Source organism: Bacillus sp. FJAT-53060, from assembly GCF_037104745.1.
Taxonomy (GTDB): domain Bacteria; phylum Bacillota; class Bacilli; order Bacillales; family Bacillaceae; genus Bacillus; species Bacillus stratosphericus_B.
In genome coordinates this window covers 1-12356 of the sequence record NZ_JBAWSW010000031.1, presented here as the reverse complement: position 1 = coordinate 12356, position 12356 = coordinate 1, and the positions used below count along the sequence as shown (strand labels likewise).

The 12356-nt window shown below is 41.0% G+C and carries 17 protein-coding genes and 1 pseudogene; 15 read left to right on the top strand and 3 right to left on the bottom strand.

Annotation, left to right across the window (positions count from 1 at the left end; all coding sequences use genetic code 11):
- The first annotated feature begins 11 nt into the window (after positions 1 to 11).
- On the top strand, positions 12 to 890 hold the full coding sequence (ctaG, locus tag WAX46_RS11745) for a cytochrome c oxidase assembly factor CtaG (protein ID WP_226569805.1): 879 nt from the start codon (positions 12 to 14) through the stop codon (positions 888 to 890).
- A 33-nt stretch (positions 891 to 923) separates the two neighbouring features.
- Here the strand turns inward: ctaG and WAX46_RS11740 are convergent, their stop codons facing one another.
- On the bottom strand, positions 924 to 1289 hold the full coding sequence (locus WAX46_RS11740) for a YugN family protein (RefSeq protein ID WP_226566965.1): 366 nt from the start codon (positions 1287 to 1289) through the stop codon (positions 924 to 926).
- 163 nt (positions 1290 to 1452) lie between these two features.
- Here WAX46_RS11740 and WAX46_RS11735 point away from each other — a divergent pair, with 163 nt between their 5' ends.
- The 9 genes from WAX46_RS11735 (at position 1453) to coaD (ending at position 6498) form a co-directional block, all read left to right on the top strand.
- A complete protein-coding gene (locus WAX46_RS11735; protein WP_226566972.1) occupies positions 1453 to 1875 on the top strand; it encodes a CBS domain-containing protein in 423 nt (140 codons plus the stop codon).
- Between the two features lie 121 nt (positions 1876 to 1996).
- Positions 1997 to 3040, top strand: a complete 1044-nt coding sequence (locus WAX46_RS11730) for a CAP domain-containing protein (RefSeq protein ID WP_226566964.1) — start codon at positions 1997 to 1999, stop codon at positions 3038 to 3040.
- 101 nt (positions 3041 to 3141) lie between these two features.
- Positions 3142 to 3555 carry a YlbD family protein gene (locus tag WAX46_RS11725; protein ID WP_226566963.1) on the top strand — a complete coding sequence of 138 codons (414 nt, stop codon included), beginning with the start codon at positions 3142 to 3144 and terminating at the stop codon, positions 3553 to 3555.
- A 19-nt stretch (positions 3556 to 3574) separates the two neighbouring features.
- Positions 3575 to 3823, top strand: coding sequence for a YlbE-like family protein (locus WAX46_RS11720; protein WP_099680444.1), 249 nt, complete (start codon positions 3575 to 3577; stop codon positions 3821 to 3823).
- Positions 3824 to 4132: 309 nt separating this feature from the next.
- A complete protein-coding gene (locus tag WAX46_RS11715; RefSeq protein ID WP_336494069.1) occupies positions 4133 to 4303 on the top strand; it encodes a hypothetical protein in 171 nt (56 codons plus the stop codon).
- A gap of 56 nt (positions 4304 to 4359) precedes the next feature.
- Positions 4360 to 4809, top strand: a complete 450-nt coding sequence (locus tag WAX46_RS11710; protein WP_226566961.1) for a YlbF family regulator — start codon at positions 4360 to 4362, stop codon at positions 4807 to 4809.
- Positions 4810 to 4873: 64 nt separating this feature from the next.
- Positions 4874 to 5146 (top strand): YlbG family protein, encoded by a 273-nt coding sequence (locus WAX46_RS11705; RefSeq protein WP_226566960.1) that lies wholly within the window; start codon positions 4874 to 4876, stop codon positions 5144 to 5146.
- A 273-nt stretch (positions 5147 to 5419) separates the two neighbouring features.
- Positions 5420 to 6028, top strand: coding sequence for a 16S rRNA (guanine(966)-N(2))-methyltransferase RsmD (gene rsmD / locus WAX46_RS11700; protein WP_264188625.1), 609 nt, complete (start codon positions 5420 to 5422; stop codon positions 6026 to 6028).
- Positions 6016 to 6498, top strand: coding sequence for a pantetheine-phosphate adenylyltransferase (gene coaD / locus WAX46_RS11695; RefSeq protein ID WP_226566958.1), 483 nt, complete (start codon positions 6016 to 6018; stop codon positions 6496 to 6498). The genes rsmD and coaD overlap by 13 nt, the downstream gene beginning before the upstream one ends.
- Before the next feature lie 14 nt (positions 6499 to 6512).
- Here coaD and ylbJ read toward each other — a convergent pair whose 3' ends face one another.
- Positions 6513 to 7721 (bottom strand): sporulation integral membrane protein YlbJ, encoded by a 1209-nt coding sequence (gene ylbJ / locus WAX46_RS11690; protein WP_264188624.1) that lies wholly within the window; start codon positions 7719 to 7721, stop codon positions 6513 to 6515.
- Between the two features lie 160 nt (positions 7722 to 7881).
- On the opposite strand from ylbJ, the gene WAX46_RS11685 reads away from it, so the two are divergent.
- Together WAX46_RS11685 and WAX46_RS11680 are read left to right on the top strand one after the other, a co-directional pair.
- Positions 7882 to 8661, top strand: a complete 780-nt coding sequence (locus tag WAX46_RS11685; RefSeq protein WP_226566957.1) for a patatin-like phospholipase family protein — start codon at positions 7882 to 7884, stop codon at positions 8659 to 8661.
- Positions 8662 to 8665: 4 nt separating this feature from the next.
- On the top strand, positions 8666 to 9694 hold the full coding sequence (locus WAX46_RS11680) for a SepM family pheromone-processing serine protease (RefSeq protein ID WP_226566956.1): 1029 nt from the start codon (positions 8666 to 8668) through the stop codon (positions 9692 to 9694).
- A 33-nt stretch (positions 9695 to 9727) separates the two neighbouring features.
- Here WAX46_RS11680 and WAX46_RS11675 read toward each other — a convergent pair whose 3' ends face one another.
- Positions 9728 to 10975 carry a nucleotidyltransferase gene (locus tag WAX46_RS11675; protein WP_226566955.1) on the bottom strand — a complete coding sequence of 416 codons (1248 nt, stop codon included), beginning with the start codon at positions 10973 to 10975 and terminating at the stop codon, positions 9728 to 9730.
- A 206-nt stretch (positions 10976 to 11181) separates the two neighbouring features.
- Here WAX46_RS11675 and WAX46_RS11670 point away from each other — a divergent pair, with 206 nt between their 5' ends.
- The 3 genes and pseudogenes from WAX46_RS11670 to WAX46_RS11660 all read left to right on the top strand — a co-directional run.
- Complete coding sequence (locus WAX46_RS11670) at positions 11182 to 11700, top strand: YceD family protein (protein ID WP_226566954.1); 519 nt, start codon at positions 11182 to 11184, stop codon at positions 11698 to 11700.
- A 21-nt stretch (positions 11701 to 11721) separates the two neighbouring features.
- Positions 11722 to 11895, top strand: a complete 174-nt coding sequence (gene rpmF, locus WAX46_RS11665) for a 50S ribosomal protein L32 (protein ID WP_008354700.1) — start codon at positions 11722 to 11724, stop codon at positions 11893 to 11895.
- A 121-nt stretch (positions 11896 to 12016) separates the two neighbouring features.
- Positions 12017 to 12356, top strand: a pseudogene (locus WAX46_RS11660) (IS3 family transposase); the annotation flags it as partial.

The following is a 12356-nucleotide window of genomic DNA, read 5'->3' as shown; positions in this document are numbered from 1 at the left end:
GAGGCGCAGCAATGGAGAACTTAGAAATATTCGGATTTCGGGCATTATGGAGCCCTTACTATTTGACTTGTATTGTCATAGCAGCTGCTCTTTATCTGCTTCTTGTTACAAAGGGAAAGCACCGTGCGACGGTGAAAGAAAAAACGTTGTTTCTGACGGGGCTTGTTCTGTTATATGCGGTAAAAGGAAGCCCAATTGATTTAATGGGGCATATTATGTTCAGTGCACATATGGCGCAAATGGCGGTGCTCTATTTAGTTATCCCGCCTCTCCTCATTACAGGATTACCTGCGGCCATTTGGGAGCGGATCATACAAACGCCAGGCATTCAGCAAATGTTTCGTTTGTTTTCAAAGCCATTAATTGCATTGCTTGGGTTTAACGGGTTGTTTTCGCTTTATCACATTCCGCTTGTATTTGATTTTGTAAAAACTGATCCATTTTATCATGCATTGATGACGGTTGTTATTTTTATCGCTGCTTTTTTCATGTGGTGGCCGCTTGTCCATAAAGTCCAAAGTCAGCCGCAGCTCACAGGAATTTTAAAGCTTGGATATATTATGGCAGACGGTATATTGATGACACCAGCCTGTGCACTGATCATGTTTAGTGATGCACCGATCTATGCGACCTACTCTGATGCCGGTGCGTGGATTCAAGCACTTCATCTATGTGTGCCAAGCGATATGCTCACAGGTCTTGCGCTAACTGGCCCTGATATGTTTCACACACTGCCCTTGCTGGAGGATCAGCAGCTAGGTGCTATTTTGATGAAAATTATTCAGGAAATTGTTTACGGATCTATTCTTGCTGTTGTCTTCTTTGATTGGGCCAGAAAAGAAAGAGCGAAAGATGCCGTGCCAAATGCGCTCATTCCGAAATATGAATAAAGAAAAGCACAGCCGCATGGGCTGTGCTTTTCTTTATGCTTCAGCAGTCATTGATTCTAGTTTTTCTTTCAGCCGATCAAGTGTTTTTTTACTTGATTGGATAAGGGATTTAGGGAAATCTTCGCCCTCGCCATATTCAACACCATGCGGATAATAGTGTTTTCCAAGTAAAGGTGTTAGTAGCTGAATGCGTGCCTTTTTGGAACCGACATCTCCTTCAGTGGCGTAGCCAGAAATGCGTAAATAAAATGTTCCCTCGACCATGCTATACTTCCTGTCGAACGTCACACGCTCATAATCCCATTGATCGGCTCGTACAAATCCTTCACTTTCCATGATGAAATCCAATTTATTTAAGTCAGATGATACCTTTTCAATCCCTGTACCTTCAAACTTCACCCAAAACCCCTCCTTTTAAAAATTCCCTTTACTGACAATCATAGTATGAAAGCGTTAAACTTTCAACTGTGAAAGGTATGTTCTTTTATAAGCTGGTTATAGTAATAAAGAAAAAATAACGGATGGAGGAATCAACGTGAAAACGAAAAAAATCAAAGAGATTATGACAAAAAAAGTGGTGACTTGCCAAAAGAACGACAATGCCTACGAAGCGGCAGTGAAAATGAGAGATGCTGACATCGGCGCCATTCCAGTGGTTGACGGAGATCAACTCGTTGGAATTTTGACAGACCGTGACCTTGTACTCAGAGGTATTGCTGAAAAAAAGCCAAACTCACAAGAAGTTGGCGCGCTCATGACGAAGGAAGTACTGACAGCTGAAGAAGATGCGACGCTTGAAGAGATTGTCCGGTTGATGTCAGAGCATCAGCTCCGCCGTATTCCCATTGTAAAAAGCGGAGCATTAACGGGTATCGTAGCTCTTGGAGATTTATCAGTTGAAGATTTGTCAAATGATCGTGCGGGGGATGCGCTTACTGAAATTTCTCAACAAGATCAAGATCATGGACAAGGATTTCTTCACTAAGAGGGGCATATTTTAAATTCGTGTTAAATAGGCTGTATTGTCGTTGATAAATGGAGCAAGTTTTGTTTAAATGACAATAGAAGGTACTTTTGTGCCTTGCCAATTTAACGGAGGTGTTTATTTGAAAACTGTGCTCAAAACACTCTTCATCCTCCTGATTATATCCGGAACGTACGTTCTGTTCATTCAATATGGATCTTCACCAGAAAAAGATAACAGCAATGAACCGAAGGTGTCTAATGAAGAAACATCTAGCGATAAGCCGATTAACATCCCAAAAAAGGGCCTCATGTCCTTTATGGGAAAATCATCAAACGAAGTGCTTAAACAGCTGGGGGAACCAGATCGCATTGATCCTTCAGCATATGATTATGACTGGTGGATTTACAATCAATCGAAGAAGCACTATATTCAAGTAGGGGTAAAAGATAGTCAAGTGGTCACCTTGTTTGCAACAGGAGACGGGCTCAATGTGGAACCGTTTAAAATCGGTCAAGCCACAAGTAAAGTATTTAAAAAAACACAAATCGCTCCTTACATTCATGTAGAGGATAAGCAAAATTCATTTCGCTTTGAATTCTCAGAAGATGATATGAATACAAGGCCAACGGTGAAAGTGGGAGATGATGTCTATGTTCAGCTCTACATGGATAAGTTTGAAAGCACCCTTTCAAGTATCAGGGTCTTTAATGCGGATACATTTGTGAAACAAAAGCCTTATGAAGTCGTCTATCGAGGTCAATTGATAGAACCTGAAACGATATCAGGAGAAAAATGGAAAGAAATCCAAGCTTCTAGTCAAAAACAAATTTTTGATATGACCAATATTATCCGCCATAAGTACAATCTTCCAACCTTAAAGTGGGACGATGAAACCTCCGAGGTGGCATTCATGCATAGTGAGGACATGAAAGAGAATCATTATTTCTCCCACGAATCTAAAAAATACGGTACGCTGAAAGACAGATTAGAAAGGGGAGAGGTTACATTTCAGCTCGCAGGTGAAAACATTGCTTACAACTATGTAGATGGACCAGCAGCTGTAGAAGGCTGGCTTAATAGCGAAGGTCACCGGAAGGCGTTATTAAATAAAGATTACACGCACCTTGGCGTAGGTGTGAAAGAAAAATATTATACGCAAAACTTCATCAAGAAAACATCTTAAAACAAAGCCGCAAATGCGGCTGTTTTTTTGTAAAAAAGGGGCTCACCAAAACAAATATTGGTGTATATAGTATAGTAGGCATTTGTATGGGGGGTGAGGATATGACAAACAAGCAAAAGCAAACATCCATTGATGAATTTAAACAATTTGTCAAACGCCATCCGAAATTAATTCAAGAAGTGCAGACGCAAGAAAAAAGCTGGCAAACTCTATATGAGAATTGGGTTATGTTTGGTGAGGAAGATGAGATGTGGTCTCCTTACAGGCAAACGCAATCTGAAGAAGTAAAAGAAGAAAAAGCCTCTAAGCACAGTGAACCGGGAAAAGCAGATTTTGTGTCTAAAATGGTTTCTGCTGTGAAAAAAATGGACGCTGATCAAATGAATGAGCAGATTAACAAAATGAGCCAGTCTATTTCCTCTTTACAAAGCTTACTTGGCCAATTTTCATCAAATGGCTCAAAGAAGGGTTCGTCTGGAGGCAGTCAGCACCCATTCTCCTTCAGGAAAGATTAATTGAAAGGGGATGCTTTTGGTGCGGAGAGAAGTACAGGAGTTTGTCATGGCAGAAGAGGATCGAATCAAATTCATTAGACAACGTCCTCTCTGGTACAGACAGCTGACTCGACATCCTGAAAATCTATCTTCCTTTGAATTAGATAAAATGAACTTTTACGAAAAAACCATTCCTCATCGTGTGAGTCAGTTAAGCAATAGTGTCCAAATGGCCGAAATGATGATTCAAATGTTCCAAGCAATGCGCAATCAAAATGGAGCCGAATGAGGCTTTTTTGAGTTGATTAAGATGTCTAGTTCATGAGCATCCTATGAAAGTAGACGAAAGGAGAATCAGAAGATGAAATGGATTCTGTCAATATGCGCATTGCTTTTTCTTGTGACCGGGTGTCAAAGTCAACATGAACAAGAGGAAGTGATCAAGCAAGAACCAGCAGTACAAGTGATGCAGTAAGCCCAAATTGAAATAAAGCAGCAAGGCTTTTTAAAATACAAAGTGCAGGGATCAGCTGTCTATATAGAAAGTACGCTTCAAGATTTCCATCTTGAGCCTTCACTTGGAAAAAAGAATAAGAAGGTGGGATACTTCACAGTATATGTAGATGGGAAGCGTGCGGACAATGAGTATACTGCTGCATTTGTGGTCAAGCACCTTTCAAAAGGAAAGCATAAAGTGACCGTTGTGCTGAATTCCCGTCACCCTGAATATAAACAGAAAAGAGAAACATTGGATGTATTTGTTACGTAAAAGGATTTTCTGATCAATAGGTTTCGTGGTAAACTATGATTGGAGGTGCAACATTTATGTATGCGACAATCGAATCTGTGGAGCTCCAAGAGGAAGCAAATCAATTGGCTGCCATGATTCTTCAGTCGGAGGAGGCTGAACATTACCGAAACTGCTTTAAGCGTCTCCAGCAAGACGAAGAAGCCCAACAAATTATTGCCCATTTTACAAAAGTAAAAGAGCAATATGAGGGTGTGCAGCGGTTCGGCAAATACCATCCAGACTATAGAACGACCACAAAGGAAATGCGTGAGGTCAAAAGAAAGCTAGATCTTCACGATACAGTGGTTGATTTCAAGAAAGCAGAAACAGCGATTCAATGCATTTTAGATGAGATTAGTATTGAATTCGGTCAAGCTGTATCAGCATATATTAAAGTTCCAACAGGGAACCCATATTTTGATGGTCTATCATCATGCGGCGGGGGCTGTCAATCAGGAGGCAGCTGTGGCTGTAAAGTATCTTAACGAGACTTGAACGTCTCGTCTTTTCCATATTGGCTGAAAAGAATTAAAAACGGCAGGTGAAAAGATGGAAACCAAACGTCAAGGCATGGTTGTTTGGCTGCATTCGTTAAAGCAGTCAAATGCGCTAAGGAAATTTGGGAATGTTCACTATATTTCAAGGAAAATGAAATATGCAGTGATCTATTGTAATATGAATGAGCTCGACCGCCACATGGCAAAGCTAAGCTCATTACCATTTGTGAAACGTGTTGAGCCTTCATATAAGCCCTTTATTAAATTAGAGTACGAATCCAAATTGGACAAAGCAAAAGAGTATGATTATAAGGTGGGCTTTTAAAGCCACAAAAAAATCCCCACGGCATCACCCGCGGGGTCCTTCTATTCTTAATGTTTCATTAAGGAGAAGGCAAAGGGAGAGGAGAAACCGGAGGAAGAACTTATGGGGAAACGTAAGTCTTCTCCGCGGTTGGCACAGCACCACATCAGATGCTGTTACAAGTAGTATGACCCCTTAGCCTGTCATGTATACATATAAAATGATGAAAATCTACGCATTGTCCCATGTGGAGTGGATGTGGTAAGATAATGTTGGAATTTTTGTCATAAGACAATGATCATAGATGCAAGCAGAAAAAGTGGTGGGAAAATGAGAGTCATCTCTGGAACGAGAAAACGCCGTACGCTCAAAGCGGTACCAGGTCAATCAACAAGACCGACAACAGATAAAGTAAAGGAATCTATTTTTAATATGATTGGCCCGTATTTTGATGGTGGATGGGCTCTTGATTTATTTGCAGGAAGCGGTGGTTTAGGAATTGAAGCTCTTTCTAGAGGATTCGATCATTGCATATTCATTGATCGAGATATGAAGGCGATTCAGACGATTAAAGAAAACTTGAGTCAACTGTTGCTGATGGATCAAAGTGAAGTATTTCAAAATGATGCCCAGCGTGCATTAGCAGCCATTGTGAAGCGAGGAGAATCGTTTCAAGCCATCTTTCTTGATCCGCCCTATCAAGATCAAAAGCTGAAAGCACTTCTTGATATGATTGATGAGCACTCCCTATTAGCAGATGATGGCGTGATTGTTTGTGAGCACGATAAAGACGTCATGTTGCCAAATGAAACTGGACAGCTCCACATATCAAGGCAGGAACTGTACCGATTGACTGGCATTACGATCTATAGAAAGCGGGGAAATGAAGCATGGGAAATATAGCCGTTTGTCCAGGTAGCTTCGATCCAGTCACATTGGGCCATTTAGATATTATCAAAAGAGGAGCAAATATTTTTGATGAAGTGTATGTATGTGTATTAAATAACTCCTCAAAAAAACCGTTATTTACAGTTGAAGAACGTTGCGAACTCATTCGGCAAGCGACAAAGGATTTGCCAAACATCAAAGTTGAATCCTTTCATGGACTGCTTGTCGATTATGCGAAACAGAAAGAAGCCAAAGTGATTTTACGTGGACTAAGAGCTGTGACGGACTTTGAATATGAGATGCAAGGTACATCGATGAACAAAGTCTTAAATGATGAAATTGAAACGTTCTTCATGATGACCAATAATCAATACTCCTTCTTAAGCTCAAGCATTGTCAAAGAAGTAGCGAAGTATCATGGATCAGTCAAAGAGCTTGTACCAAAAGAGGTAGAAGAAGCGCTGAAAGAAAAATTTAATGAATGAGTGCAATCGTGCACTCATTCATTTTTTAGTTTCTGATAGTATAAAGCAATATACACGATCAGGCTGAACAAGGTGATTAAAGGACCAGCTTGCACAAGCTGATTCCACAACACACTGCTGAACATGACGACTTGATGGCTTGTTTCAAATGTTCCTGCCGGAAGAACCATGTCTGACCGAGATACATAAAGCGGTTCGAATAATAAAAACGCAAAGAAAGATGCATAAATCCCGTGAAGCAAACGGGCGAAGAAAAACGGTTTAAAGCGTATATCTGTTGCGGCTAAAATGCCGGCTACCTGGGCTTGAACGGAGAACCCACTAAATCCTAAAATAAAGCTGACAACAATTGTTTTGGCGAGAAGTATAACCTCTTGTGAGCCTGTTAACTGACTTCCTAAAGTGATTTCAAATAAACCGGCAATCATGGCTAGATCTAATTCTGGTGGAAGGTGCATCGTTTGCAGCATAAATCCGATGCCTATGGAGAGAAGATCTGTCACATGAACAACGGACAACATTTTACTAAAGACAGAGAATAAGATAATAAATCCGCCTATCATAAAGAGTGTTTGTACTGACGACATGACAGCATCGCTTAAAATTTGGCCGAGCGGTCTTTTCTCTGCGAGCCTTGCTGTATGAAGGGCATTGAATGCCTCTTTAAAAGGTGGAAATAAAAATCCCTTTCGGCTTCTAAGATGCGCATCATGCCGTGCTTTATACCCGCGCATCGTCACACCGACAGCAAGGTTTCCTAAATAATGTGCACAGGCTAAGACAATCCCTAAAGCTGGGTGATGAAAAAAACCAACAGCCACCGCTCCAAAAATAAACAATGGATTCGATGAATTCGTAAACGAAACAAGGCGTTCTGCTTCGATTCTCGTCAGCTGTCCTTCCTGTCTGAGCCTTGTCGTCAATTTAGCGCCAGAGGGGAAGCCTGAGGCCATTCCCATAGCCAATACAAATCCGCCTACACCAGGCACTCGAAAGATGGGGCGCATAAATGGTTCTAATAACACCCCGACGAATCTGACAATCCCGAAACTAATTAATAGCTCGGACAAAATAAAAAAAGGCAGCAATGATGGAAATACAACCTCCCACCACATTGCAAGTCCATTTTTTGATGCTTGCAAAGAGGCTTGTGGATGTGTAATCACAGTGGCGGTTAAAAAGATAAAAAAAGCAGCGATGAACATAGTGTTCCATTTTTTCATGAAGATTTCGCCCCTTGCCGTTATGATCTATTGGCGAGCTCGTGATCAAAGAAAAAGAAAGAAATTAGCCGAGCCTGTCTTCTATTACTATACGAGCAGAAGGTGCATGTTTAGACCTATAGATTCGTATATATGCATAGAAAGAGGAGGTTGGATTTTCATGAAGCGACCGATCATCGGGCTTGCGCTAGGCTCCGGGGGTGCTAGGGGAATGGCGCATATCGGAGTTTTATCTAGTCTTGAAAAACAAGGAATTCAGGTGGATATGATTGCGGGAAGCAGTATTGGCGCACTTGTTGGCAGCTTTTATGCGGCAGGACAAGACGTAGAAAAAATGAAAAAACTTGCACTTGTCTTCAGAAGAAAGTATTATGCTGACTATACACTGCCAAAAATCGGTCTTTTAAAAGGGAATCGAATTTTGCAGCTGATCCACACGTTTACATATGGAAAAAAAATCGAGGAATTGCGAATGCCACTTGCGATTGTTGCTTGTGATTTACAGACAGGAGAAAAGCTTGTGTTTAAAGAAGGCTCTGTCTCGCAAGCAGTCAGAGCGAGCATTAGCATTCCAGGCGTGTTTGTTCCGCACGAAATAGGAGGCAGGCAATTGGTAGATGGAGCGGTTGTTGACCGCATTCCTGTTTCAGTTTTAAAAGAAATGGGTGCAGACCTCATTATCGCCTCTGATGTATCAAGAGTGAAAAAAACAGAAAAGGCGACGAGATTATCGGATGTCATTATGCAAAGTTTGGACATCCTTCAAAATGAATTGGTTCGTCATCAAACCATTCACGCAGATCTCATGATCAGGCCGAAGCTTGAAACATTTAGCTCTAGCGCGTTTACTCAAGTTCAAGAAATGATTGAAGCAGGTGAACTCGCAGCAGATCAACTAAAAGTTAAACTGAAAGATGTCATTGATAAATGGGAGTGTTAATCGAATGAAAAAAATGAATATTCGCTGGCTTAGCTTTTTTGTAGTTGTCCTTGTATTATTTGGCTTAACTTTTGTCAAACTGCCGTATTACGTGACAAAGCCGGGTGATGCAACAGAGATTGCTCCGCACATTAAAGTGGACGGAGGGTATGGTGAGAAGGGCAGCTTCTCGCTGATGACCATTAAAGTAGGTCCAGCCAATCCATATACGTATTTGCTTGCTAAAATGAACAAGTATGACGAGATTGTCCCAGAAGAAAACATTAAAGCAGACGGAGAATCAGATGAAGATTATATGAAACGACAGCTTCAGCTGATGAAAAGCTCTCAAGAAAATGCGATGATAGCAGCGTATACAAAAGCAGGGAAAAAAGTGGATTATACGTTTAACGGGGTATATGCAAGTTACGTGATGAAAGGCATGCCTGCATACGGAAAAATTGAAGTGGGCGATCGGATTAAAAATGTTGACGGCAAGACCTATGATTCTGCTGATAAAATGGTTTCGTATATCAGCAGCAAAAAAGCAGGTACATCTGTCCGCTTTGTACTCGAACGTAATGGGAAAGAGGTCACAAAGCAAGTGACCTTAAAACCATTTAAAGAGGAGCCAAAAAGGGTGGGAATTGGCGTATCATTGTATACAGACCGTCATGTAAAAGTATCACCTTCTATTAAAGTAGATATTGAAAATATCGGTGGCCCATCGGCAGGTTTAATGATGTCGCTTGAAATGTATAATCAGCTGACAAAAGAAGACGAAACTCACGGCTATGCGATTGCGGGGACTGGAACGATTGATGCTGATGGTACGGTTGGACCAATTGGCGGAATTGATCAAAAGGTCGTTGCCGCCGATAAAGCAGGGAAAGACATATTCTTTGCACCAAACGATAAAGGTGATCCTAACTCAGACTACAAAAATGCAGTCAAAACAGCAAAAGATATTAAAAGTGATATGAAAATTGTCCCTGTTGATACGATGCAAGATGCACTGAATTATGTAAACAAATTAAAAGAGAAAGCATCATAATAAAAGAGCAGCCCTCGTCAAGGCTGCTCTTTTTTATCGAGATTGAAAGAGACCAGTAACTTCATCATATCGAATTGGTGATGTTTTAAATTCTGCTTCCGTTAAGTCCGTTTGCATTGGCTCGCAGATGGGAAGGCTGAAGACGCGAGCAGCGCGAATGTCAACATCAAGTGCGGGATGTGAAAAGGAAGACAGTTTACTCACGAGCGGAACATCCAATTCTTTTTTTACAAGTGACAAATATTGCTGCCCTTTCTTTGACATACCGAGTAAACGAATGTAGGGCGCTGTTTTCTCTTCAATTAGCTCATGCATTGTCTTTTTCTTTACTCTCATTAAAAGGTGCGTATTCATTCGCTGTAACCTTGTCCATGTATATCGTTTTGTTTTCACGTGTGATAGATATTCCTCATAGGAAGATGCGTGTGTGATCGCTTTTTGCATACGGTGTTCAATGCCTTCTTCAATTTCGTATATCTCCTCTAGTTCGGCCATATCCATTGTGTGAAAGACATGTTTTAAGAAACGAAAATAGGCTTCTTGTGTATGTAAAAGACCGTATGAAGATTGATAGGCCTGTAATTGCTTTAAAGTAGCGGCCGTAAGGTAAGGTGTAGCCGCTTCAAAAGAGCTGTGCTCTTTTAAGGCTTTTCGAATACTTGTTGCGCTTGCGATTTTCTGGTTTTCAGGAAGTTCTTCATCATGGTAATCAGATGCAATTCTTTGAGAGGTAAAGGGCTGCAAGTGAGGAAATCTCTCTAAGATGGCCTTTACATAATGGAAGCCTAAGATGTTATTCGGTTTCGACAGGTCCAGTAAATGCCCAGGATAAATGGCCTCTTGAAACGCAGTGGCTGCTGCTGCCGGATAACTAAGACCTTCTTTTACCCTCTTTTTTGTTAAAAAGTCAATCTCTGCTTTTTTCTCATGCCAAGCGTGTGCTGTGCGCTCAAATGCCGTGATGTCCCCATCCTCGCTTCCGAAAAAAAGAGAGCGGCATTTTAAAGCATCTAGGATAGACACAGCGCCACCTGCAAAAGTTTCTGCCTTTTGTACCGCGTATATGTATGGAAGCTCACACACAATGTCTACACCGTTTTGCAGTGCCATTTTTGTACGTGCCCATTTTGAGACGATTGCAGGTTCTCCGCGCTGAAGGAAGGAACCGCTCATAACGGCAATGGCAACATCTGAGGAGGTTTGTTTTTTTGCCTGACGAACATGATAGGCATGTCCATAATGAAATGGATTGTACTCTACAACGACTCCCACTGCTTTCATTATATGCTCCGCCTTTCTTGCTATGGTTAAATGGTCTATGCTACAGTAGCATAAGGGAAAAATGAAGCCCATTTTTTTCAGTGTAGGCATTTAAGGAACTGATGTCAAACAACCCTCTGACATCACGAAGGACTGTAAAGAAAAAATATTGACAAATAGCATGATGAAAGCTATAATCATGTTTGTTGCTCTTAGAGGTGATACAATTGAAATGGACAGTTTATCAGTTACATCAAAAAGCCAAAAACAGCTTCGATTTTCATGAGACGGTTGACTTAAATGAACTTACTAGCCTTCATTCAGATATACGTCGTATTTCACCAGTAGAGGTGAAAGGGACTGGAGTGATCGAATCAAAGCAAGTCGCATTTTACTTAACCATCACAGGTGAAATGACATTGCCTTGTTCAAGAACGCTTGTTGATGTAAATTATCCATTTGCGATCTCAACAAAAGAACTATTTGTACTTCATAAGACAGACGATATAGAAGATGAAGACGTTTCCGTTGTGGAAGACGATATTATCGACTTAACGCCTATAGTCAAGGAAGAAATTCTTCTTGAAGTGCCGATGCAAATCTTTTGCGACCAAACAGACGTAAAAGGTGCTGCACCACAAGAAGGGAATGACTGGGCTGTCATTTCGGAAGATGCACATCAAAACCGAATTGATCCGCGTCTGGAAGGCTTGAAGAAGCTATTAGAAGAAAATAATGAATCTTAACTCTTTAAGGAGGTGGGAATAATGGCTGTACCTTTTAGAAGAACTTCTAAAATGAAAAAAAGATTGCGTCGTACGCATTTCAAACTACAAGTACCTGGTATGGTAGCTTGCCCAGAATGCGGTGAAATGAAAATTTCTCATCGTGTTTGCAAATCTTGCGGAACATACAAAGGCAAAGACGTAAAAAGCAACTAATCAATAAAAAAGCGTGAGGGAATCTTGGGACTGACCCCCTAAGATGAGACAAATAAAAAACACCTTCAAGTTTGAAAACGGACCGTTGTGATCCGAAATAAAACATGGAGGTGTTTTTTCTATGGGGACAAGAGTGAGTTATCCAGTTGAAGTCAAACAGAAGGCTGTAGAAATGAGATTGGCAGGTGTACCTATGAAAGAGATCATGCAGGAATTGAATATCAAGAATAAGACGCAGGTTCAGACATGGGTGAGGTGGCATAAGGCTGGGGATACACACAGGTTCGAACAGCCTGTTGGAAAACAATATATCTATGGAAAGGGTCCCGAGTACTCTTCGGAATTAGAGAGACTGCAGGCAGAAAATCGTTATCTGAGACAACAGAATGAAGTTTTAAAAAAGTACAACGAATTGGAAAGGAAGTTGATAAGGAAACGTCAATCAAACTGGTAGAAGAATT

Excerpts from the sequence above, each read along its gene's own strand:
- WAX46_RS11710 (WP_226566961.1), top strand. The coding sequence starts at position 4,360 with ATGTATGCGACAATCGAATCTGTGGAGCTCCAAGAGGAAGCAAATCAA.
- ctaG (WP_226569805.1), top strand. The coding sequence starts at position 12 with ATGGAGAACTTAGAAATATTCGGATTTCGGGCATTATGGAGCCCTTAC.
- WAX46_RS11725 (WP_226566963.1), top strand. The coding sequence starts at position 3,142 with ATGACAAACAAGCAAAAGCAAACATCCATTGATGAATTTAAACAATTT.
- WAX46_RS11675 (WP_226566955.1), bottom strand. The coding sequence starts at position 10,975 with ATGAAAGCAGTGGGAGTCGTTGTAGAGTACAATCCATTTCATTATGGA.
- WAX46_RS11685 (WP_226566957.1), top strand. The coding sequence starts at position 7,882 with ATGAAGCGACCGATCATCGGGCTTGCGCTAGGCTCCGGGGGTGCTAGG.
- ylbJ (WP_264188624.1), bottom strand. The coding sequence starts at position 7,721 with ATGAAAAAATGGAACACTATGTTCATCGCTGCTTTTTTTATCTTTTTA.
- rsmD (WP_264188625.1), top strand. The coding sequence starts at position 5,420 with ATGATCATAGATGCAAGCAGAAAAAGTGGTGGGAAAATGAGAGTCATC.
- WAX46_RS11705 (WP_226566960.1), top strand. The coding sequence starts at position 4,874 with ATGGAAACCAAACGTCAAGGCATGGTTGTTTGGCTGCATTCGTTAAAG.
- coaD (WP_226566958.1), top strand. The coding sequence starts at position 6,016 with ATGGGAAATATAGCCGTTTGTCCAGGTAGCTTCGATCCAGTCACATTG.
- WAX46_RS11680 (WP_226566956.1), top strand. The coding sequence starts at position 8,666 with ATGAAAAAAATGAATATTCGCTGGCTTAGCTTTTTTGTAGTTGTCCTT.
- WAX46_RS11735 (WP_226566972.1), top strand. The coding sequence starts at position 1,453 with ATGACAAAAAAAGTGGTGACTTGCCAAAAGAACGACAATGCCTACGAA.
- rpmF (WP_008354700.1), top strand. The coding sequence starts at position 11,722 with ATGGCTGTACCTTTTAGAAGAACTTCTAAAATGAAAAAAAGATTGCGT.